Source organism: Streptosporangium sandarakinum (assembly GCF_050942225.1).
In the GTDB taxonomy this organism is placed as follows: domain Bacteria; phylum Actinomycetota; class Actinomycetes; order Streptosporangiales; family Streptosporangiaceae; genus Streptosporangium; species Streptosporangium nondiastaticum.
In genome coordinates this window covers 1909733-1931091 of record NZ_CP192034.1, presented here as the reverse complement: position 1 = coordinate 1931091, position 21359 = coordinate 1909733, and the positions used below count along the sequence as shown (strand labels likewise).

General features: G+C 73.0%; 18 protein-coding genes. 8 read left to right on the top strand and 10 right to left on the bottom strand.

The window, feature by feature from the left end:
* Together ACQP10_RS09110 and ACQP10_RS09105 are read right to left on the bottom strand one after the other, a co-directional pair.
* Positions 1 to 2244: an MMPL family transporter gene (locus ACQP10_RS09110; protein WP_399499777.1), complete on the bottom strand. Its 2244-nt coding sequence runs from the start codon at positions 2242 to 2244 to the stop codon at positions 1 to 3.
* A gap of 285 nt (positions 2245 to 2529) precedes the next feature.
* Positions 2530 to 4635 (bottom strand): protein kinase domain-containing protein, encoded by a 2106-nt coding sequence (locus tag ACQP10_RS09105; protein WP_433541213.1) that lies wholly within the window; start codon positions 4633 to 4635, stop codon positions 2530 to 2532.
* A 246-nt stretch (positions 4636 to 4881) separates the two neighbouring features.
* On the opposite strand from ACQP10_RS09105, the gene ACQP10_RS09100 reads away from it, so the two are divergent.
* Positions 4882 to 5703, top strand: a complete 822-nt coding sequence (locus ACQP10_RS09100; RefSeq protein ID WP_390002434.1) for a HipA family kinase — start codon at positions 4882 to 4884, stop codon at positions 5701 to 5703.
* Positions 5700 to 6077 carry a DUF3037 domain-containing protein gene (locus ACQP10_RS09095; RefSeq protein WP_229810903.1) on the top strand — a complete coding sequence of 126 codons (378 nt, stop codon included), beginning with the start codon at positions 5700 to 5702 and terminating at the stop codon, positions 6075 to 6077. Before ACQP10_RS09100 ends, ACQP10_RS09095 begins: the two co-directional genes overlap by 4 nt.
* Before the next feature lie 106 nt (positions 6078 to 6183).
* On the opposite strand, the gene ACQP10_RS09090 is transcribed toward ACQP10_RS09095, so the two are convergent.
* The 4 genes from ACQP10_RS09090 to dxr all read right to left on the bottom strand — a co-directional run bounded on the left by ACQP10_RS09090 (position 6184) and on the right by dxr (position 11273).
* Positions 6184 to 7026, bottom strand: a complete 843-nt coding sequence (locus ACQP10_RS09090; RefSeq protein WP_179822919.1) for a GNAT family N-acetyltransferase — start codon at positions 7024 to 7026, stop codon at positions 6184 to 6186.
* A 56-nt stretch (positions 7027 to 7082) separates the two neighbouring features.
* On the bottom strand, positions 7083 to 8768 hold the full coding sequence (locus ACQP10_RS09085) for an alpha/beta hydrolase (protein ID WP_433541212.1): 1686 nt from the start codon (positions 8766 to 8768) through the stop codon (positions 7083 to 7085).
* Positions 8769 to 8894: 126 nt separating this feature from the next.
* The gene (gene ispG / locus ACQP10_RS09080; protein ID WP_179819018.1) at positions 8895 to 10064 is read right to left on the bottom strand and encodes a flavodoxin-dependent (E)-4-hydroxy-3-methylbut-2-enyl-diphosphate synthase; all 1170 of its coding nucleotides are present in this window, start codon (positions 10062 to 10064) and stop codon (positions 8895 to 8897) included.
* A 36-nt stretch (positions 10065 to 10100) separates the two neighbouring features.
* Positions 10101 to 11273 carry a 1-deoxy-D-xylulose-5-phosphate reductoisomerase gene (gene dxr / locus ACQP10_RS09075; RefSeq protein WP_433541211.1) on the bottom strand — a complete coding sequence of 391 codons (1173 nt, stop codon included), beginning with the start codon at positions 11271 to 11273 and terminating at the stop codon, positions 10101 to 10103.
* 208 nt (positions 11274 to 11481) lie between these two features.
* Here dxr and ACQP10_RS09070 point away from each other — a divergent pair, with 208 nt between their 5' ends.
* The 3 genes from ACQP10_RS09070 to ACQP10_RS09060 all read left to right on the top strand — a co-directional run bounded on the left by ACQP10_RS09070 (position 11482) and on the right by ACQP10_RS09060 (position 13931).
* Positions 11482 to 11925, top strand: coding sequence for a hypothetical protein (locus ACQP10_RS09070; protein ID WP_433541210.1), 444 nt, complete (start codon positions 11482 to 11484; stop codon positions 11923 to 11925).
* Positions 11922 to 12572 (top strand): trypsin-like serine peptidase, encoded by a 651-nt coding sequence (locus tag ACQP10_RS09065; protein ID WP_433541209.1) that lies wholly within the window; start codon positions 11922 to 11924, stop codon positions 12570 to 12572. Before ACQP10_RS09070 ends, ACQP10_RS09065 begins: the two co-directional genes overlap by 4 nt.
* Before the next feature lie 135 nt (positions 12573 to 12707).
* A complete protein-coding gene (locus tag ACQP10_RS09060) occupies positions 12708 to 13931 on the top strand; it encodes a hypothetical protein (RefSeq protein WP_433541208.1) in 1224 nt (407 codons plus the stop codon).
* A 111-nt stretch (positions 13932 to 14042) separates the two neighbouring features.
* Here ACQP10_RS09060 and ACQP10_RS09055 read toward each other — a convergent pair whose 3' ends face one another.
* A complete protein-coding gene (locus tag ACQP10_RS09055; protein WP_433541207.1) occupies positions 14043 to 15473 on the bottom strand; it encodes an aldehyde dehydrogenase family protein in 1431 nt (476 codons plus the stop codon).
* A 217-nt stretch (positions 15474 to 15690) separates the two neighbouring features.
* On the opposite strand from ACQP10_RS09055, the gene ACQP10_RS09050 reads away from it, so the two are divergent.
* On the top strand, positions 15691 to 16317 hold the full coding sequence (locus ACQP10_RS09050; RefSeq protein WP_179819022.1) for a TetR/AcrR family transcriptional regulator: 627 nt from the start codon (positions 15691 to 15693) through the stop codon (positions 16315 to 16317).
* A 139-nt stretch (positions 16318 to 16456) separates the two neighbouring features.
* On the opposite strand, the gene ACQP10_RS09045 is transcribed toward ACQP10_RS09050, so the two are convergent.
* Together ACQP10_RS09045 and ACQP10_RS09040 are read right to left on the bottom strand one after the other, a co-directional pair.
* Positions 16457 to 17260 (bottom strand): PucR family transcriptional regulator, encoded by an 804-nt coding sequence (locus ACQP10_RS09045; protein WP_433541206.1) that lies wholly within the window; start codon positions 17258 to 17260, stop codon positions 16457 to 16459.
* Positions 17152 to 17913, bottom strand: a complete 762-nt coding sequence (locus ACQP10_RS09040) for a PucR family transcriptional regulator ligand-binding domain-containing protein (RefSeq protein ID WP_433541205.1) — start codon at positions 17911 to 17913, stop codon at positions 17152 to 17154. The genes ACQP10_RS09045 and ACQP10_RS09040 overlap by 109 nt, the downstream gene beginning before the upstream one ends.
* Before the next feature lie 98 nt (positions 17914 to 18011).
* Between ACQP10_RS09040 and gabT the strand changes: the two genes are divergently transcribed.
* Positions 18012 to 19364, top strand: a complete 1353-nt coding sequence (gene gabT / locus ACQP10_RS09035) for a 4-aminobutyrate--2-oxoglutarate transaminase (RefSeq protein ID WP_179819024.1) — start codon at positions 18012 to 18014, stop codon at positions 19362 to 19364.
* A 337-nt stretch (positions 19365 to 19701) separates the two neighbouring features.
* Here gabT and ACQP10_RS09030 read toward each other — a convergent pair whose 3' ends face one another.
* Positions 19702 to 20553, bottom strand: coding sequence for an IS630 family transposase (locus ACQP10_RS09030; RefSeq protein WP_433541204.1), 852 nt, complete (start codon positions 20551 to 20553; stop codon positions 19702 to 19704).
* A gap of 406 nt (positions 20554 to 20959) precedes the next feature.
* Between ACQP10_RS09030 and ACQP10_RS09025 the strand changes: the two genes are divergently transcribed.
* Positions 20960 to 21259 (top strand): phosphopantetheine-binding protein, encoded by a 300-nt coding sequence (locus tag ACQP10_RS09025; protein WP_346020803.1) that lies wholly within the window; start codon positions 20960 to 20962, stop codon positions 21257 to 21259.
* Positions 21260 to 21359: the final 100 nt, after the last annotated feature.

The window sequence follows — 21359 nt, the reverse complement described above, 5'->3', positions numbered from 1 at the left end:
TCAGCCCAGGCCGGCGCCGACGAGCCGGCCGCGCGGCTCCTCCGCCGGGGTCTCCTCCTCCTCGTCGTGCCCCTCCACGGAGAGGTTCGGCAGGATCCGGTCCAGCCACCGCGGGCACCACCAGTTGAGCCTGCCGAGCAGGGCCATGGTCGACGGCACCAGGAGGCCGCGGATGACGGTGGCGTCCACCGCGACGGCGACGGCGAGACCGACACCGAAGATCTTGACCATGGGGTCGGGGTAGGCGATGAAGGCCACGAAGACGGCCACCATGATCAGGGCCGCGGAGGTGATGACCCGGCCGGTCGAGCCCAGCCCCTCGGCCACCGCCCGCCGGTTGTCGCCGTGCCGCAGGTACGCCTGCCGTACGGCGGTGAGCAGGAAGACCTCGTAGTCCATCGACAGGCCGAACAGCACCGCGAACAGCATCAGCGGGATGTAGCTGTCGATCGGCACCGTGAAGAAGACCGCGGTCAGGAAGGAGTCGTCCACACCGACCGGCGGGTCCATGCCGACCAGGGCGCTGCCCAGGCCGAAGGAGAAGACCAGCGACAGCGCGCCGAACGCCGCGCCGAGCGAGACCAGGTTCATCACCGCGGCCTTGATCGCCACCACGGGCGACCGGAACGCCAGGAGCAGCAGCACCGCGCTCAGCGCCACCACGACGGCCATGACGATCGGGGTGCGCTCGGCCATCCGCGCGTTCGCGTCGGCCATGCCCGCCACCTGGCCGCCCACGTGCAGCTCGGCCCCGTCGAGGCGGATCGCGCGCACACCCTCGACCACGTCCAGCGCCCGCGGGTCGCCGGGGCCGTAGTCGGGGATCGCCTGGACCAGCACGGCGGTGCCGGCGTCGTTCAGTACGGGGTCGGCGACGTGCGCCACGCCGTCGACCGCGGTCACCTTCCTCTTGAGCTCCTTGAGCACGGCCGGCTCGGACTCCGGGTCCGGGACCTTCGTGTCGAGTGAGGCCACCACGATCAGCGGCCCGTTGAACCCCGGCCCGAACCCGGCCTCCAGCAGCTCGTAGGCGCGGCGGGCGTCGGTGCCCTTATCGGCGTAGCCGTCGTCGAGCGTGCCGAGCTTCAGCCCGAGGGCGGGGGCGGTCAGCGCGCCGAGGATCGCGACGCTGAGCGCGAGGCCCCGCCAGGGGCGACGGGCGACCCAGGTGCCGAGCGCCGACCAGCCGGAGGCGCCGTGACCGCCCTTCCGGCCGCCCGCGAACGGCAGGCGCAGCGCGTTCACCCGGTGCCCGAGCAGGCCGAGGAGCGCGGGCACCAGGGTGACCGCGGTGACCACCGCGCAGACGACCGAGATGCCGGTGATCCAGCCGAGCGTCTGCAGCATCGGGAACCCGGCGAGCATGAGCGCGCTGAGCGCGATGATCACCGTGCCGCCCGCGAAGACCACCGCGCCGCCGGAGCTCGCCACGACCCGGCGCACCGCCTCGTGGACCGGCACCCCGGAGGCCAGCAGCCCGCGGTGCCGGCTCAGCAGGAAGAGCGCGTAGTCGATGCCGACGCCGAGCCCGATCATCGTCGCCATGATGGAGGCCTGCTTCGGCACGTCCACGAGGTGCCCGAGCAGGCTGATCAGGCCCAGGCCGGTCGCGATGCTGACCAGCGCCGTGAAGATCGGGATCATCGCGGCCACCACCGTGCCGAACGCGAAGAGCAGCACCAGCAGCGCGCAGAGCACGCCGATGATCTCGCTGGTCCCCGTCTTGATCTCCTTGTCGGCCGGGGTGGAGGCGACGGCGGGCACCGCCTCGATCCCCGCCGCCCGTACGGGGGCCGCCGCGTCCGAGACCTGGCGGCTGATCTCGGCCACCTTGTCGGTGTCGTGGCCCTGGAGCTTGACGGTGATGAGGCCGATCTGGAGGCTGGAGGCCAGACCGCCGATCCGGTAGGGGGTCTGCACCTCGGTCACGTTCGGCAGCGCACGGATCTCGTCCATCGCCCGCTGGACCGCGTTCTTGCGGCTCTGGGCGGTGAGGGGCCCGTCCGGCGAGTAGAGCACCATCTGGACCGTGCCGCCCGTGTCGTAGCCGGGGCCGAAACCCTCGCGCATCAGGTCGTGCGCCCGCTGGGCGTCGGTGCCGGGGATGGCGACGTTGTTGTTCACCGGGCCGGGGAACAACAGCGAGCCCGCGGTGAGCAGCACCGCCACGGCGACCCACAGCGCCAGCACGGCCTTGCCGTGCCGCGCGCACCAACTTCCCAGCCGCCCCAGCAAGCCCGACATCGGTGACCGTCCCCTTGAGAACCCTCGAAACCGGCGCGGCCCTCGTACGGCACGCGAAATCCCCAGGAGAGCGTATTGCGAAATATCACGAAATAAGCGATCTTGACAGCGAATGAGACGATGAACACACTCGTCCACCGAACCCCGCGCGCATCAATCCCCACCGGACCGCCCCAGGACGCCGCCCACGTCCCACCGGCCCCGCGAATCTCACGAATCCCGCAGGTCACGCCGTCGCGACGCCTCGCCCCCCGCTCCGGCCCGCTCGGGACCGCCCCGCCCTGCTCAGCCCCCGCCCTCCTCAGCCCTCGCCCGCCGGGCCCTCCGACGGGTCGGGCTGCTCCGTGGCGGGCGGGTCCGGCGGAGCGGAGGGGTCCGGCCCGTCGGAGGGCTCCCGGGCCCCGGCCCGGACTGCCCGGCGACACCGACGGTGATCACGACCGTGGTGCCCGGCGCGGCGCACCCGCCCGGCGCCGGGTCCTGCTCCAGTACCTTCCCGTCCCGCCCCGGGTCGTCGACGAGCCGGGGCAGCAGCCGTACGGCGAGGCCCACCCCGCTCAGCGCGTCACGCGCGGCCTCCGCCGTCCGCCCCGCCAGCGAGGGCACCGGTGTGCCGCGCCGGGACACGATGAGCGCGACCCGGTCTCCGGAGGAGGCCCGCGAGCCCGCGGCGGGGGTGCTGGCGAGCACCTCTCCCCGCGGCCGCGCCGAGCAGCGCGTGGTGACCTCCCCCCGGACCAGGCCCGCCCGGGTGAGGGCCGCCCCGGCGGCCTCCGTGTCCAGGCCGGCCAGCCGCGGGACGGCCACCCCCGCCGAGATCTCCAGATCGACCCTGCTCCCCCGGGCGACGGTGACCCGTGCCTCCGGCCGGCTCCCCACGACCTGCCCGATCCGCCGGTCGGAGTCGGTCCGGGTGAGCGTGCCCAGGACCAGCCCGGCCTTCCTGACGAGCCGCGACGCCTCGGCGTGGTCGAGCCCGGCGAGCACCGGAACGGTCACTCCCGGAGCGGCCGGCGGCGGGGTGGAGGCGCTCTCCGCCGGCGGGACGGAGGTCTTCCCCGCCCGGGAATTCGTGGGCGGGATGAGCGGCGCGGTGACGCCGGACGGGTTCTCGGCCGGGCGGGCCGTCCGGCTGGGATGCGCGGTGAGCCGATCCCGTACGCCGGCCTCGGCGGACGGTCCGATCAGCCCGCCGCCCAGGGCCTGGTTCCCGCCCCCGCCCACCGCGGGGATCAGCGTCCCCGCCAGCACCGCCGCGCTGACCAGCAGCGCCCCGGACATGGCGACGGAGGCCCTGGTGACCGCCCTCCCGGAATGGGCGGGCGGCTCGGTCGCCCTGGCGGGGAAGGCGCCGGGTCCCGGCGGACCGTCGTGGCCCGCCGCACGCCCGGTGAACGACGGACCCGCCGCCCGCCCCGCGAACGGCGAAGGGTCCCCTGCCTGCTCCGCGAACGGCGAAGGATCCCCCGCCTGCCCGGCGAGCGACGGGAAACCCGGCGGAGGACCCGGTGCCCGGTCCGGCGACGGCCCGGTACGGCCCGCCGCGCGGCCCGCGGGCGGCGTGACGCCCGGCGCCGGCACTCCGCCGTCCTCGCCGAGGAGCGCGAGCAGCAGCTCCCGGCTCGTGGGGCGGTCGCGGAAGTCCTTGGCCAGGCAGCCCGCGACCAGCCTGCCGAGCCAGCCGTCCAGGCGGCCCAGCTCCGGGGGCGCGGTGAGGACACGGTGCAGCACCGCCGCGACCGAGTCATGGCCGAACGGGGGCCAGGCGTTGGCCGCGAAGCACATGGTGGCGCCCCAGGCGAAGACGTCGGCCGCCGGGCCCACCTCGGCCCCCTCCACCTGCTCGGGCGCCATGTAGGCGGGGGTGCCCGCGCCGCCGGCCACCGGGGCGGCGCCGGTGTCCAGCGCCCTGGCCAGGCCGAAGTCGATCACCCTGGGGCCGTCCGGCCCGAGCAGCACGTTCTGCGGCTTGAAGTCGCGGTGCACGATCCCGGCCCGGTGGATGGCGGCCAGCGCGGTGGCCGTGCCGATCGCCAGGCGTTCCAGGGCGCCACCCGAACGGGGGCCGCCGAGCTCGACCTCCCGTTGGAGCGAGGGGCCGTCGACGAACTCACTGACGATGTAGGGGCGGTCGCCCGCCAGCCCGGCGTCGACGACCTGGGCGATGCAGAACCGGGCGACCTGCTTGGCCAGCTCGGCCTCGCGCAGGAAGGCGTGCCGGTCCTCCCCGAGCGACCGGTACAGCAGCTTGACGGCGTAGCGCTCGTCCCCGCCCGCGGGGTGCGCGGCGAGGTAGACCGTTCCCTGGCCGCCCTCCCCCAGGCGGCCGATGATCTCGTACTCCCCGAGTCTCCCGGGGTCCGCTGACGTGAGCGGCTCCGTAGTCGGCACGTGAGCCTCCCTCCCCCGCCGTCGCCCCCTCCCTCCACTCAAGAAGAGGTGTCCCCGGCAGTCAACGGTGACCAGGCCACCGGCGACCGGACCGTGACACTCATGTGATGCTCAGGTCAGTACCTTTCCGCCCGAAACCGGCCCCGCCCATGACCGGACCCGCCCACGACCGAACCCGTCCGAGACCGGCCCCGCCCGGAACCGGCGCCCGCCGCCCGTCCCCGGGCGACCCGGTAGCCTGGCGAGGTGCTGGAACAGATCACGGCGACCCGTTACGTGACGCCCCTGCGGGAGGGCGGGTCGCTGCCCGGGGTGGTCGAGGCCGACGACCTCGGCACCTATGTCGTGAAGTTCCGCGGTGCCGGGCAGGGCCGCCGGGTGCTCGTGGCCGAGGTGATCGGCGCCGAGCTGGCCAGGCGGCTCGGCTTCCGCACCCCCGAGCTGAAGATGATCGAAATCGATCCCCAGCTCGGCGCCCGCGAACCCGACGAGGAGATCCAGGACCTGCTCAAGGCCAGCGAGGGCGCCAACCTCGCGGTCGACTTCCTGCCCGGGGCGCTGGGCTTCGAGCCCCTCACCTGGCCGCCCGACCCGGAGTTCGCCTCCCGGCTGATCTGGTTCGACGCGCTGATCCACAACGTCGACCGGAGCTGGCGCAACCCCAACCTGCTGTTGTGGCACGGGGACGTCTGGCTGATCGACCACGGCGCGGCCCTGTGGTTCCACCACAACTGGCCCACCGCCGACCCCCGGCGCGGCTTCCGCGCCGACGACCACGTGCTGGCCCCCTTCGCCACCGAGACGGCGCGGGCCGACGCCGAGATCGCCCCGCTGATCACCCGGGACCTCCTCGACGCGGTGGTGGACGAGGTGCCCGACGAGTGGCTGGAGGACGAGCCGGGCTTCGACGGCGCGCAGGCCGTACGGCAGGCGTACGTCGACCACCTGCTGGCCCGCGTCCAGGAGCCGCGGACGTGGGTGCCCGAGCCGCCCGCCGAGCCGGGACAGGCTCCGCGGCGGGAGGAGAAGACCGGCTCGGTGGGCGCGTTCTGGAAGGACAACCGGTGAAGGACGTCTACGAGTACGCCGTGATCCGGGTGATCCCCCGCGTCGAGCGCGGCGAGCTGATCAACGCCGGGGTGCTGCTCTACTGCCAGCCGCGCGGCTACCTGTGCGCGCGGGTGGAGCTGGACGAGGCGCGGCTGCGCGCCCTGGACCCCCGGGCGGACGTCGAGGGGGTACGGCAGGCCCTGGGCGTCTACCAGCGGTCCTGCACCGCCGACGCGGGCCCGCTGGCCGCCGAGCCGCTGGGCGGCAGGTTCCGCTGGCTCACCGCCCCGCGCAGCACGATCGTGCAGACCGGCCCGGTCCACGCCGGCCTCACCGCCGACCCCGACGCGGAGCTGGAGCGCCTGCTGACCTGCCTGGTACGCGGCGTCTGACCCGGTACGGCGGGCCTCCCCGGCTCGTCACGGCCCGGCAGGCCCGCCGGGCTGACGCCCCCACGGCCCGGCCTCCACACCTGAGGCGGCCAGGCGGCCGGACCGGTCAGAACAGCACCGACATGAAGGTGCCGACCTCCTCGAACCCGGCCCTGCGGTAGACGGCCCTGGCGGGGGCGTTGTAGTCGTTGACGTACAGCGAGACCACGGGCGCGAAGCAGTCGAGCGCGTGCTTGACCACGGCGGCCATCCCGGCCACCGCGTGCCCCCTGCCCCGCAGGCCGGGGTGGACCCACACGCCCTGCACCTGGCAGGCCAGCGGCGTCACCGCGCCGATCTCGGCCTTGAAGACGACCCGGCCGTCCTCGATCCGCGCGTAGGACCGGCCGATGCGGATCAACTCGGCGACCCGGGAGCGGTACAGCGCCCCGCCGTCCCCGAGCTCCGGGGAGACGCCCACCTCCTCGGTGAACATCGCCACGCAGGCCGGCAGAAGGATGTCGAACTCGTCCGGCCGGACCCGCCTGACCAGCGGGTCGATCGGCACCGGCGACGGCCGGGTGGCCGCCATCACCGGCTGCGCCCAGCGGACGGCCCGCGCCGGACCCCAGTGGGGCTCCAGCCGCTCCCACAGCGGCCCGACGGCCTCGACCGGGCCGACGATCGACGAGCATCGGCGGCCCTGCCTGCGGGCGCGGTCGGCGAAGGCGTGCACGGCATCGTGGCCGGCGTTGACCGGCACCAGGTTGGCGCCGGCGTAGCAGAGGGCGGTCAGGCCGCCGCGCGGTCCGAAGCCCCACATCTGCCCGCCGAGCCGGGCCGGGCTGAGCCCGACGGCACGGACCCGGGAGGCCACGAAGACGTTGGCCACAGGGTCGGCGTCGAGCAACGCCAGAACCTCGTCACGGTCGTTGTCGTCGAGCACGCGCGACGCCATCGTGCGGAGCATCACGGCCTCAGCCTACGCGACCCCCTCGATTTTGGCAGGAACCAACTCAGAGGCCGTCATCCCCCCATGGCGATCGGCCGGGCCACCGGGCGATCCTCGACGGGCACGGGCTCGGGGTTTCCGGCGCAGCGGACGTCGGCGGCGATTCCGGGACGACGTGCCGCACCGTACGCGGCCCCCGTCCCGACCCCGGCCGTCCCGGCACGGCGGGCGTCACCGGACGCGGCCGGCCGCGCGGACGTCGCCGCCGGGGCGGGCGCGGGCAGGGTGCCGTCCCTGAGGTAGGTGAACAGGCGGCGGTCCACGCACGCGTTCCCGTCGAAGGCGACGCCGTGGTTACCGCTCGTCGCGCTCACCAGCCGGGAGGCGGTGAACAGCCGGCGCAGCCGCAGCGCCCCGTCGTACGGCGTGGCGGCGTCCCGCTCGGCCTGGATGAGCATGATCGGCGGCAGCCTCGGGTCGTCCCGCAGCCTGACCGGTGTACCGCCCCGCTGGGGCCAGAACGCGCAGGGAGCGTTGTACCAGGCGTTCGACCAGGTGAGGAAGGGCGCCCGGCTGTGCATCCGCGTCATGTCCCGCCGCCAGGCGCCCCAGTCCCGCGGCCAGGGGGCGTCGCGGCACTGCACCGCGAGGTAGACCGCGTAGCTGTTCTCGGCCGCGGCGTCGGTCTCCACGTTGCGGCGGTGGGCGGCGAGCAGCGGCCCGGCGTCCCCCTTGCGGACGTAGGCGGAGAACGCCCTGGCGAACTGGGGCCAGACCAGGTCGGAGTAGCCGGCGACGGTGTAGAGGTCGTCGAGCTCGCTCGGGCCGAGCCTGCCCCCCGCCGGGTGGTCGCGCAGCCGGTCGCGCATGGCGTACCAGGCGAAGGAGACGGCCTTCTGGGTCGGGCCGAGCCGGTAGACGTCGTTGTGGCGGGCCGTCCACCGCAGGAAGTCCTGGTGCCGCCGGTCGAAGGTGACGTTCTGCGCGAGGTTGGACTCGTACCAGATCCCCTTGGGGTCCACCACGCTGTCCAGGACCATCCGCCCGACCCGGTCGGGGAAGAGCGTGGCGTAGACCGCGCCGAGATAGGTGCCGTAGGAGTAGCCGAGATAGCTGATCCGCCGCTCGCCGAGCGCCTCCCGGATCGCGTCCATGTCCCGGGCGGAGTTCTCGGTGGTCATGTACGGCAGCAGCCAGTTCCATCGGCTCCCGCACGCCTCGGCGTACCGGCGGGCGCGGCCGACCAGCACGCCCTCCTCCCGGCGGTCGCGCGGCACGTAGTCGGGGCGGGGGGCGTCGTAGAGCTTCTCGGGGCTCATGCAGCGCAGCGCGGGCCGGCTCCTGCCGACGCCCCGCGGGTCGAAGCCCACCACGTCGAACCGGCCGGACAGACCGGGAGGGAGCTGGGCGGCGACCCGCCGGGCCAGATCGCGGCCCGAGGCGCCGGGCCCACCCGGGTTGACCAGCAGCACGCCCAGGTGGTCGCGGCCCGGCGCGGCCGTCCCGCGGATCCGGGTCAGGGCCAGGCTGATCGTCCGGGACGGGTCGCCGTAGTCGAGCGGCACCCGCACCCAGGCGCACTCCTCCTCGTTCGCCGCCCGGCCGGGGACGGCCGGGGGCCCGAAGATCCCGGTGCCGCGCTGCCCGCCGCAGGGTTTCCAGACCGGCTCGTCCCGCCGCTGCGCCACCGCCCCCTGGGGCGCTCCGATCCCGGCGGCCAGCAGCGCGACGCCCGCGACGACCCTGATGACCCTTTTCACATCGTCCCCCTACTTCTACGGCAGAGGTGATGGTCTCCCGGGATGCGACGGGACCACCGGCGACACGGCCGGTTCTTTACCGGCGGGCGCCCGGCCGATTACCTCCGCGGGAGACGGGGGCGGCCGCTAGCCGACGACGACCTGGGCGCCGGGGCCGTCCTCGTCGTCGAGGTCGACCTCCACGCCCATCTCCTCGGCCAGGCGCAGGGCCTCCTCGATGAGGGTCTCGACGATCTGCGACTCGGGGACGGTCTTGATGACCTCGCCCTTGACGAAGATCTGGCCCTTGCCGTTGCCGGAGGCGACGCCGAGGTCGGCCTCGCGGGCCTCGCCGGGGCCGTTGACGACGCAGCCCATCACCGCGACGCGCAGCGGGACCTTCAGCCCGGCGAGCCCGGCCTGCACCTGCTCGGCCAGGGTGTAGACGTCGACCTGGGCGCGGCCGCAGGACGGGCAGGAGACGATCTCCAGGCCGCGCTCGCGCAGGCCCAGCGACTCCAGGATCGCGGCGCCCACCTTGATCTCCTCGACCGGCGGGGCCGACAGCGACACCCGGATGGTGTCGCCGATGCCCTCGGCCAGCAGCGCGCCGAACGCGACGGCGGACTTGATCGTGCCCTGGAACGCCGGGCCCGCCTCGGTGACGCCGAGGTGCAGGGGGTAGTCGCAGCGGGCGGCGAGCAGGCGGTACGCCTGGACCATCACGACCGGGTCGTTGTGCTTGACCGAGATCTTGATGTCGCGGAAGCCGTGCTCCTCGAACAGCGAGCACTCCCACAGCGCCGACTCCACCAGCGCCTCGGGGGTGGCCTTGCCGTACTTCTCCAGCAGGCGGCGGTCGAGCGAGCCGGCGTTGACGCCGATCCGGATCGGCACGCCGTGGTCGGACGCGGCGCGGGCGATCTCACCGACCTTGTCGTCGAACTTCTTGATGTTCCCGGGGTTGACCCGGACCGCCGCGCAGCCCGCCTCGATCGCGGCGAAGACGTACTTCGGCTGGAAGTGGATGTCGGCGATCACCGGGATCTGCGACTTCTTCGCGATGATCGGCAGCGCTTCGGCGTCGTCCTGGGACGGCACGGCGACGCGGACGATCTGGCAGCCCGCGGCGGTCAGCTCGGCGATCTGCTGCAGCGTGGCGTTGATGTCGGCGGTGACCGTGGTGGTCATCGACTGCACCGAGACCGGCGCGTCCCCGCCGACCGGCACGGAACCGACCATGATCTGGCGGGATTTGCGACGCTCGGCGATCGGCCGGGTCCTCACGGACGGCATACCGAGTGCAACAGAAGTCATTTTTCAGCCCTTGTGAAAGTCGACGGCGTTCACAGTTTAGGCAGCACCGGTGAGCTCCCGGGCACGAACCCGCGCCCAGGTGTCGGCGGCGAGCACCTCCTCGACCGAACCGGCCTCGGTGACGGTGTGCTCGGCGACCACCGCGGCCACGGTGTCGACGATGCCGGGGAACGGCAGCCGGCCGGCCAGGAACGCCTCCACGCAGACCTCGTTCGCGGCGTTGTAGACGGCCGGGGCGGTGCCGCCGGCCTCACCGACGTGCCGGGCCAGCGCGACGGCGGGGAACGCCTCGTCGTCGAGCGGCTCGAAGGTCCAGGTGTGGGCGCGGGTCCAGTCGACCGGGGAGGCGGCGCCGGCGACCCGGCCGGGCCAGCCCAGGGCGAGGGAGATCGGCAGCCGCATGTCGGGCGGGCTGGCCTGGGCGACGACCGAGCCGTCGGTGAACTCGACCATGGAGTGGATCATCGACTGCGGGTGGACCACGACGGTGATGCGGTCGAAGCCGATGTCGAACAGCAGGTGCGCCTCGATGACCTCCAGTCCCTTGTTGACCAGCGTGGCGGAGTTCACGGTGATGACCGGCCCCATCGACCAGGTCGGGTGGGCCAGCGCCTGCTCCGGGGTGACCCCGGTGAGCTCGGCGCGCGGCCTGCCGCGGAAGGGGCCGCCGCTCGCGGTGACGATCAGCCGGCGTACGGCCGAGGGGTCGTGGCCGGTGGGGCTCGCCGCCCACAGGCACTGGGCGAGCGCGCTGTGCTCGGAGTCGACCGGGATCAGTTGTCCCGGCCCGGCCAGGCGCTTGACCAGCGGGCCTCCGACGATCAGGGACTCCTTGTTGGCGAGGGCCAGCGTGCGGCCCGCCTTCAGCGCCGCCAGCGTCGAGGTCAGCCCCAGCGCGCCGGTGATGCCGTTGAGCACCATGTCGGACGGCCAGGCCGCGACCTCGGCGACGCCCTCGGGCCCGGCGAGGACCTTCGCGGTCACGCCGAGCGCGGACAGGGCCTCGCGCAGCGCGGGGACGGCCGCGGGGTCGGCGACGGCCACCGCCTCGGGCCGGAACTCGGCCGCCTGGCGGGCCAGCAGGTCGACGCGGGCGCCCCCGGCGGCGAGCGCGGCGACCCGGAACCCGCCCGGGTTGCGGGCGATGACGTCGAGGGACTGGGTTCCGATGGAGCCGGTCGAGCCGAGCAGGACGACGGAGCGTGTCATGTCTGGGTCCACGGCCCCATTCTCGCGGCTCCCGCCCACCGGTCGCGCCCGCGCCGGCGGCCGGTTCCGCGGAACGTGGGAGGCGGGCGATAAAAAGCGAGATTTAAGTCCGGATTTAAATATAGCAATACTCGTAAATCTTGAGAAATGCATACATGTGGCGCACTAGCTTCCCGACCCATCGTTCAGGTTTTTCGGAGGTAGAGAAATGCGCCGTACGGCACGTCTGGTCCCCACCCTCACGCTCGCCGCGGGCAGCGTCCTGCTGCCCGCGGCGTTCGCCCACGGCGCATCGGCGGCGGCCGCACCCGGCGCCGCCGCGGCGCGGGCCGCCTCGCGACCCGCCGCGCACGCCGCCGCGGCGAAGACCACCCCGGAGCCGGTCGAGAAGGAGGCCGCCGACACCCGGAGCGAGCAGCTCGCCGTCCGCCGCTACTGGACCGAGGCGAAGATGGAGTCCGCCAAGCCGCTCGACGCGCTCGCGCCCAGAAAGGAGGGCGTCCGGCTCACCGCGGCCGCGACCGCCGCGCAGGCCGCGGCCGACCCGGTCGAGATCCCGGCCACCCGCCCGGGGGCGAGACCGCGACGCCCGCCGCCGCCGCGGCGGCGCGCACGTCCAGCGGAGCCGCGTGGACCCGCGGCGGGGCGGTGACCAGGTCCGCCGGGCGGGTGTTCTTCACCTACCAGGGCCGCAACGCCTCCTGCTCGGCCACCGCCGTCACCGGCGACAACGAGAGCACGGTGATCACCGCCGGGCACTGCGTGCGGATGGGCGGCGCCTTCCACACCAACTGGGTGTTCGTCCCCGGCTACGCGAACGGCCGGCGCCCGTACGGCACCTGGGTGGCGACCGCCCTCTACACCACCCCTCAGTGGAACAACGGCGAGGACGTCAACTACGACGTGGCCGCCGCCGTGGTGGCCCCGCTGGACGGCAGGTCGCTGACCGACGTCGTCGGCGGGCAGGGCGTCTCCTTCAACCAGCCCCGCAGTCAGCGGATGCACGCCTTCGGCTACCCCGCCGCCGCTCCCTACGACGGTTCCAAGCTGGTCTACTGCGCCGGCCAGACGTTCGACGACTTCATGATGTCCCGCGACATCGGCCTGAACTGCACCATGAACGGCGGGTCGAGCGGCGGCCCGTGGTTCACCGGCTTCGACGAGAGCACCGGGCTGGGCACGGTGAACTCCGTCAACAGCTTCAAGTACGGCTTCGCCGGCGGATGGATGTTCGGCCCGTACTTCGGCGCCGAGGCCCGCGACGTCTACGAGGCCGCCCAGGGAGCGACCGCGCCCTGAGGGACGGGCCCTGGACCCGTCCCCTCACCGGGCCGGATCGCGGGGCCGTCCGGGCCGCCGGGAGCGGCGCGCCACCATGCCGCATTGACCGAAAGTAGTCACAACGACACACCACGTAGTGCAAAATCGGGTCTCATGACCTCAAGCCTCCCCCTGCTTGCGGGTGCCGCGCTCGTCGCCGGGCTCGTCGGCGGCCCCGCGGCCCGTCCCGTGACCGACGCGGCGCCCCCCGGAACCGGCCGGGCGGGCCCGGCCGCCGCCGCCCACCGGGCCCACCCCGCGGACGTGACCGGCGCGAACGGCGCGAACGGTCTGCCCGGCGCGGCCGGTCCGGTCGCGCCGATCGCGCCGATCGCGCCGGTCGCGGCCGGCGTCGCCGACGTGGTGGAGCACGCGGCCGCGGACGACTCGCCCGGCCGTCGGCGGGTGCTCGGCTACTGGACCCCGCAACGGATGGCGGCGGCCGTCCCGATCGGCGTGCTCGGGAAGGTGACGGGGCTGCTGGGCGGCCGGCGCGCCGCCGCCGGCGACGACCGCCCGGCCGCTCCCGCTGTGAAGGGCCTTCCCGCCGCTCTGGCCGCCGGGGGCGACCGCCGGGCCGTTTCCGCGCACGGGCGCCCGGCCGCCGCGACCGAGCGGCTGGCCGCGCCCGCGGCCGGAAACCGGCGGGCCGCCCCGGTCACCGGGGCCCGCTGGGTCACCGGCGGCTCGGTCGCCCAGACCACGGGGCGGGTCTTCCTCACCGTCGGCGGCGTCGACTACGTGTGCTCGGCCGGCTCCGTCCGGAGCGCCAACCGCGACCTGGTGGTGACCGCCGGGCACTGCGTCAAGGACGGCGCCGGCGCCTGGGCGGACAACTGGGTCTTCGTGCCCGGTTACGACCGGGGGCGGCAGCCGTACGGGCAGTTCACCGCCCGCCGCATGTTCGTCGCCGGTCCCTGGGCGCGCGGCGCCGACGACAGCTACGACGTGGGCATGGTGGCGCTGAACACCAGGAACGGCAGGCACCTCGGCGACGTGGTGGGGGCCCAGGAGATCGCCTTCGGCGCCCCCCGGGGCCGCCCGGCCCACGGCTTCGGCTTCCCCGCCGACGCCCCCTACGACGGCGAGCAGCTGGTCTACTGCGCCGGCCCCGTGCACGACGACCCGCACGAGCAGACCGCCGACCAGGGCATGCGCTGCGACATGACCGCCGGCTCCAGCGGCGGCCCCTGGCTGACCGGCTTCGACGCCGTCACCGGCCGCGGCACGATCACGTCGGTGAGCAGCTTCAAGTACAGCGACGACCACGGCACGATGTACGGCCCCTACTTCGGGAGCACCATCAGGGACCTGCACACCGTCGCCGAACGGTCCTGACGGCGGGGCGGCCGCAAAGCGCGCGGCCCGCGGCCCCGGGGTGGGGTCGCGGGCCGCGCGGTGAGACGGCTCGGAGAGCGGGGACGGGTCGGACCGGCCCGGCGGCCTCCGTCAGAGAGAGGACAGACCGGTGAGGACCATGACCTTCTCGTAGGTGAGGTCCTCCATGGCCGAGCGGACGCCCTCGCGGCCGACGCCGGAGTCCTTGACGCCGCCGTAGGGCATCTGGTCGGCGCGGTAGGACGGGACGTCACCGATGATCACGCCGCCGACCTCCAGCTCCCGGTTGGCGCGGAAGGCGATGTCGAAGTTGCGGGTGAACACCCCGGCCTGCAGGCCGTACCTGGAGTCGTTGACCGCGGCGAACGCCTCGTCGACGCCGGAGACGGTCTGGACGGTCATGACCGGGCCGAAGACCTCCTCGCAGCCGAGCTTGGTGTCGCGCGGCACGTCGGCGAGGACGGTCGGGGCGACGGTGGCGCCGTCGCGGGTGCCGCCGGTCAGCAGCCGGGCGCCGGCCGCGACGGCCTCCTTGACCCAGCTCTCGACGCGCTCGGCGGCCTCGACGGAGACGAGCGGCCCGACCTGGGTCTTCTCGTCGGCGGGGTCGCCGGTGACCAGGGCCTCCACGGCCGGGATCAGCTTGGCGAGGAACGCCTCGCTCACCTGCTCCTCGACGATGACCCGCTGGACCGAGATGCAGCTCTGCCCGGCCTGGTAGTTGGAGAACAGCGCCGTCCGGGAGGCGGCCCAGTCGAGGTCGGCGTCGGCGAGCACGACGGCCGCGGCGTTGCCGCCCAGTTCCAGCGTGACGTGCTTGCGCGGCACCTGGTCCATGATGGCGTAGCCGACCGGCCCGGACCCGGTGAAGGAGACGACCGGCAGGCGCGGGTCCTCGACGAGGGCGGAGGCGCGGTCGTTCGGGACGGGCAGGACGGAGAACATGCCCGCGGGCAGGTCTGTCTCGGCCAGGATCTCCCCCAGCACCAGGGACGACAGCGGCGTCGCCGGGGCGGGCTTGACGATGATCGGGGCGCCGACCGCGATGGCCGGGGCGACCTTGTGAGCCACCAGGTTCAGCGGGAAGTTGAACGGGGTGATCGCCAGGACCGGGCCGTGCGGGACGCGGGAGACGTAGGCGAGGCGGCCCGCGGAGGCGGCCTCGGTGTCCAGGCGCACGGTCTCGCCGTTGAGGCGGCGGGCCTCCTCGGCGGCGAACTGGAAGGTGGAGATGGCGCGGCCGACCTCGCCGCGGGCCCAGAAGATGGGCTTGCCGTTCTCCTCCATGATGAGCCGGGCGATCTCCTCGGCCCGCTCGGTCAGGCGGCGCACGACGTGGGTGAGGGCCGCGGCCCGCACGTGGAGGGGCAGCGCGGCGGCCTGCTTGCGTACGGCGTCGGCCGCGGCGACGGCCTCCTCGACCTGCTCGGGGGTCGGCACGGAGCAGACGCCGACGACACGGCCGTCATGGGAGTTGGTCACGGTGAGCTCGGCGTCCCCCGTGGCGGGGCGGCCGGCGAGCCAGAAGGGGCGCACGTCCATGGATCAGACGCTATGTCACGGTCCCTGGGACGGTGTTACTCCACCATGCACAAGACCCTTGCGCCGTCGCGCCGTTACGCATAAAAATATCTCGCTCTCTGCCTGTAACGGAAACAGGGCCAATTATGGATATTTCTGAGATGGCACCTGTTCCACGGAGCGCGGCCCCGATCACGTCACCGATCGCCACCACCCGAGAGCGGAAGGGCATGGTCGCATGACCTCTACGGCGCCACGCGGCCTTCAGGGCGCCTACCTGATCGGCGAGCGCGCCGGCCAGGACGAACTGCGCGGCAGGCTGCTCGACGTGGCCAGCCAGCTTCTGATCACCGTCGGCCCGGAGAGCCTGTCGATGCGCCGTATCGCCGCCGAGGCCGGGTGCTCGACGACCGTCATCTACACCATGTTCGGCAGCAAGGAGGGCCTGGCCGAGGCCCTGTACCTGGAGGGCTTCGAGCGGTTCCGGCGACGGCTGGAGGCGGTGCCGCCGCACCGCAACGCGCTGGAGCACCTGACCGCGCTCGGCCCCGCCTACCGGGAGGCCGCGCTCGCCGAGCCCGGGTACTACGCGCTGATGTTCGAGCGGGCCATTCCCGGCTTCGCGCCGAGCGAGCGGGCCAGGACCCTCGCCAGGGCGGCGCTGAACGTCCTGGACCGGGTGATCGCCGACTGCATCTCGGCGGGCTACCTCATCCCGACCCAGCCCAGGAAGATCGCCGACGCCCTGTGGGCGGCGGCCCAGGGCGCGATCGGCCTGGAACGCGCCGGGCACCTGCGCGACGGCCACACCTACCAGACCGTCACCTACGCCACCATCTCCCGCTACCTCGCCGACCGGCCCTGATCTCCCGGGCGCCCTGACCGTCCCCGACCTCCCGACCATCCCTGGTCTACCGGCCGCCCGCCCGGCCCTGACCCGATCCGCCCGGGGCCGCCCGGCCTGTCGTGACCGTCCCGCGTCCCGGCCGGCGGATCCGCGGCGGTCAGCCCGCGACGGTCAGCGCGACCCACAGCTCGGCGCGGGCCGCCGGGTCGTCGAGGTCACGGCCGAGGAGCTCGGCGACCCGGCGCATGCGGTAGCGCAGGGTGTGCCGGTGCACGCCGAGCCGCTGCGCCGCCGCGTCCCAGTGACCGTTGCAGGCGAGGTAGGCGCGCAGCGACTCCAGCAGGTCGGCGCGCGAGCCGTACTCGCGCAGGGGGGCGAGCAGCGCCGTGGCGAACGCCGCGCTCGCCTCCGGGTCGAGCAGGGCGAGCAGGCCCTGGCCGGCGAGGTCGGCGAAGCGCATGACCCCGGCCGAGCCGCGCCGGGCGGCGGCGAGCGCCTGGTCGGCCTGGTCGAGCCCGGCGCGCAGGTCGTCGAGGGCGACCGGGGCGCCGATCCCGACCGGGCCGTGCTCGGCCAGCGCCGCGGCGACCTCCTCCGCGCGGTCCCCGGCCACGACGACCACCGTCCGGCCGTCGAGGGGGGCGGCGAACTCGGACCCGGCGGCCTCCAGCGCCGCCTCGATGTCGCCGGCCGCGCAGAGCACGCTCAGCGGCCCGTCCGGCAGCCCGTCGCCCAGCCGTTCCAGTGCCTCGACCCCGGCCTGCGCCTGCCCGGCGAGCAGCAGCCCGAGCACCGCCGAGCGGACCCGCCGCTCGGCGGCCAGGTGCTCCCGGCCGTGCTCGACGGCGAGAGTCAGCAGCGAGCCGGCGGCATTGACCACGGTGTGCGCGACCGGGGTGAACGGCCGCTCCAGGCCGACGGCGAAGAAGCCCCTGACCCGGCGGGCGCCGAGCGGCTGCACGACGACGTACTCCCCCGGCGTGGACAGCGACAGGCTCGCGGGCGCGCCGCCCCCGGGGGTCTTGCGGAGGCGTTCCAGCTCGGGGCGGAGGGCGGCGACCCGGGAGGCGCCCCGGCCGGTGGCGTGCCGTACGGCTCCGGTCTCATCGAGCAGGACGGCCCAGCCGCCGAGCTCGCGGGCCAGGCGGTCGATGACCGCGCGCGGCCCTCGGGGCGCAGCGCGGCGCGGGTGAGGCGCCCCTGCGCGGCGAAGGCGCGGCTGATCTCGTCGTACTGCTCGGCCGCGATCAGGTCGCTGACCAGCTTGCTGATGGCGACGAAGGGCGTGTCGCGGGGCACCTCGACGAGCGGCAGCCCGGCCCGCGCCGCCGCGGCCACCAGCTCGGCGGGGACCGTCTCGTGCCCCAGGCCGACGCCGAGCCCGAGGCCGGTGACGCCCTTGCCGACCAGCCGGGCGACGTACGGCGCGGCGTTGTCCGCGTCCAGGCGCATGCCGGTGGTCAGCACCAGTTCGCCGCCCTCCAGGAAGGGCGTCGGGTCCTCCAGTTCGCTGACCGCGACCCAGCTCACCGGACGGTCGAGGCCGTCGTGGCCGGCGAGCACGCCGAGCCGGAGCGGCAGGCGCCGCACGACGGTGCGGAGCGTCGGCGCCACGGTCTACCTCCGGTTTGTACGTTACGTCCAGTACGCTCTTCGCAATTTTGCCATAGTGCATCATCAGCACACCGACGGACGCGACATACCTTCGCACTATGAGCACCGTCACCCAGGGCGGCCCCTCGCTTCCCCAGGAGCGCCGGGTCGTCACCGAGATCCCCGGCCCCAAGTCGCGCGAGATGTTCGCCCGCAAGCAGGCCTCCGTCCCCCAGGGCATCGGCACCACCCTGCCGGTCTTCGTGACGCACGCCGGTGGCGGTGTCGTCGTGGACGCGGACGGCAACTCCCTCATCGACTTCGGCTCCGGCATCGCGGTGACCAGCGTCGGCAACGCGGCTCCGCGCGTGGTCGAGCGGGTCACCCGGCAGGTCGCCGACTTCACCCACACCTGTTTCATGGTCACGCCGTACGAGTCGTACGTCGAGGTCTGCGAGAAGCTCAACGCGCTGACCCCCGGCGACCACGAGAAGCGGACCTTCCTCCTCAACAGCGGCGCCGAGGCCGTGGAGAACGCGGTCAAGGTCGCCCGCAGCGCCACCGGGCGCGACGCGGTCGTGGTGTTCGACCACGGCTACCACGGCCGGACGCTGCTCACCATGACGCTGACCGCCAAGAGCATGCCGTACAAGCATGGTTTCGGGCCGTTCGCCCCGGAGGTCTACCGGGTGCCGCTGGCCTACCCCTACCGCTGGCCGACGGGGCCCGAGAACTGCGCCGAGGAGGCCGCGGCCCAGGCCATCGACCAGATCAGCAAGCAGATCGGCGCGCAGAACGTGGCCGCCGTGGTGATCGAGCCCATCGCGGGCGAGGGCGGCTTCATCGAGCCCGCCAAGGGCTTCCTGCCGCGGATCGTGGAGTTCTGCCGCGAGAACGGCATCGTCTTCATCGCCGACGAGGTCCAGACCGGCTTCGCCCGGACCGGCAACCTGTTCGCCTGCGAGGACGAGGGCATCGTCCCGGACATCATCGTGACCGCCAAGGGCATCGCGGGCGGCCTGCCGCTGTCGGCCGTCACCGGCCGCGCCGAGCTGCTCGACAAGGTCCACCCGGGCGGCCTGGGCGGCACCTACGGCGGCAACCCGCTGGCCTGCGAGGCGGCGCTGGGCGTGATCGAGACCATCGAGGCCGACGACCTGGTCGGCAGGGCCCGCCACATCGGCGAGGTCATGCTGCCCCGGCTGCGCGCCCTCGCCGAGCGCAACCCGGTGGTCGGCGACGTGCGCGGCCGCGGCGCCATGATCGCCATCGAGCTGGTCGTCCCCGGCACCAAGGACCCGCACCCCACCGCGGCGGGCGAGATCGCCAAGCGGTGCCACGCCGAGGGTCTGCTCGTGCTGACCGCCGGCACCTACGGCAACGTGCTGCGGTTCCTGCCGCCGCTGGTCATGCCCGACCACCTGCTGGAGGAGGGCCTGACCATCCTGGAGAAGGCCATCAGCGAGGTCTGACCGTTTACATCGCGTTAAAAGGGTGAACCCGCGCCGCGGGTTCACCCTTTTAACGCGAAGATCGAACCGAGAGGTTCGGTCGCGGCAGGCACTACGCGGCGTCGTTCTGGTCCGGAGTTCCGGGCCGGAGCGACGCGTCTCGTCGAGGAGACCGGCAGGCCCGTCGCGCGCGTCGCCCGGGATCCCGGAATCAACGGGGACACGCTGCGCGACCGGGTGCGGACGGAGTCCTGCGGAACCACGAGACCATCCGGGGACGGAAGACCTCGTTCTCGAACTCGTCGACGCTGCGAGCCGAGGCGCGGACGATCCGATCGTGCCTGACGTTCTTCCATACCTACTCGTCCGGATTCAACTCGGGCGAGTACGGTGGCAGGAAGAACAGCGACAGTCGGCCCTGGCTGGCTTCGACGAACCGCTCCGCCTTCCTGACCCGGTGGATGCAGGAATTGTCGACGACCAAAAACACCGGCCGACCGGCATCGCTGATCAGACGTTTGCAGAATCCGATGAACGCATCGGTATCCGGCCCTCGGTCGAACAGCTGAAAGCGCAGCTCACCGCGGGGACTGACCGCAGAGATCATCATGACCGAGCGCCGGGCTCCGGTGAAGGCCACCGCAGGGGTGCGCCCGAGCGGCGCCCAAGTGGCGCCCGCGCGGTGGTCGGTGCGCACCGCCGCCTCGCCGGCGAAGAACAGCGCCGCGCCCAGCCGCCTGGCCTCGGCGGCGATGGCCGGGAAGGCCTGCTGCTTCCATTCGGTCACGGCGGCGGGGTTCTGCTGGTAGGCGCGATACAACGGGCGTTGTGGGGACATACCGAGCCTGGCCAGGACGCGGCCGACGCTCACCGGCGACAGCTTGACCTTGAACTCGCGGCGGATCAGCTCGGCCACCATCGCCCGGGTCCACAGCGCGAACCTGAAGCTCAGTCGGCGCGGGTCGGTGCCGACGATCAGCGTGTACAGGTGTGCGAGCTGCGCGTCGGTCAGCTTGGCCGCCGGGCCGCGGGTCCTCTTGGTGCGCAGCCCGTCGGGGCCGTGCGTGCGGTATTCGCGCAGCCACTCGAAGACAGTGGCGCGGCCGAAACCTAGGATTTCGGCGACCAGATCCGGCGGTTTACCGCTCTCGATCAGCCGGCATGCCTGCAGACGCTCTCCATAAGTGGCTCGTCGCCCCAACTTCGCCATGCATCAATCGTGGCACACAACACTGACGCGAGTCCGGAAACCTATGAACGAATTATGTCCGACAATCGCGAAAGAGTACGCGACGGCCATCCTCATTTCATGGTGCCATGCCTACTAGCTGGGGAAACTCGCACACCACGCCCATGGACGCGTCCAGAGCAGGCCAGGTCGCTTTCACTTGAGCGGCATCACAGGCTCATCGGCGTCCTCCGCGAGTACTCATATGCCACTTGAACTGCATGGATGAAGTTTTTCGCAGGCGCAGGTCCGGCCAATCAAGGTTCCATGACCACTAGAGGTTGACGATCAGATGACGGCCATCGTATCCTCTTCCCAGGATAAGCGAATTCATGAAGAATCTTTCGCTTGAAGCCGTTTTCCGAATTTTATTGTCACCGGGGTATATGTGACCGATCTGAGCGGCAGAGAACCTGCCTATGGGGCGATCGGATCTGACGGCATGGAATGCGAAGTCGACGAGACTTTGGTGCCTCAGATCATTGACGTATTCAAGGCCAGACTGAAGCGCGACACCTGCGGGCCGGACGATGACTTCTTCGCACTGGGCGGCTCCTCGTTCATGGGGGTCCTGTGCATTTCTGACCTGCAGAAACAGGGGATAGAGGCGAAACTCCAAGACCTGCTCGCCGCCAAGACGCCGAGGAAGCTGGCGCAGCGCATAAAGGCGCCCCGGCAGGCCGGGTAGCCAGAGCGAGCCGGATTCCCCTCTCCCTCCACCTCGAAAGCGGGCCGGCCGGTTCAGAGGCTTGCCGTCCAAGCCGTTTCCCATTTTTCGGCCCGCAGCA

Bases quoted from the DNA above. Each gene is read 5' to 3' on its own strand.
- gabT (WP_179819024.1), top strand. From the start codon at position 18,012: ATGAGCACCGTCACCCAGGGCGGCCCCTCGCTTCCCCAGGAGCGCCGG.
- ispG (WP_179819018.1), bottom strand. From the start codon at position 10,064: ATGACTTCTGTTGCACTCGGTATGCCGTCCGTGAGGACCCGGCCGATC.
- ACQP10_RS09070 (WP_433541210.1), top strand. From the start codon at position 11,482: ATGCGCCGTACGGCACGTCTGGTCCCCACCCTCACGCTCGCCGCGGGC.
- ACQP10_RS09110 (WP_399499777.1), bottom strand. From the start codon at position 2,244: ATGTCGGGCTTGCTGGGGCGGCTGGGAAGTTGGTGCGCGCGGCACGGC.
- dxr (WP_433541211.1), bottom strand. From the start codon at position 11,273: ATGACACGCTCCGTCGTCCTGCTCGGCTCGACCGGCTCCATCGGAACC.
- ACQP10_RS09090 (WP_179822919.1), bottom strand. From the start codon at position 7,026: ATGCTCCGCACGATGGCGTCGCGCGTGCTCGACGACAACGACCGTGAC.
- ACQP10_RS09050 (WP_179819022.1), top strand. From the start codon at position 15,691: ATGACCTCTACGGCGCCACGCGGCCTTCAGGGCGCCTACCTGATCGGC.
- ACQP10_RS09060 (WP_433541208.1), top strand. From the start codon at position 12,708: ATGACCTCAAGCCTCCCCCTGCTTGCGGGTGCCGCGCTCGTCGCCGGG.
- ACQP10_RS09030 (WP_433541204.1), bottom strand. From the start codon at position 20,553: ATGGCGAAGTTGGGGCGACGAGCCACTTATGGAGAGCGTCTGCAGGCA.
- ACQP10_RS09055 (WP_433541207.1), bottom strand. From the start codon at position 15,473: ATGGACGTGCGCCCCTTCTGGCTCGCCGGCCGCCCCGCCACGGGGGAC.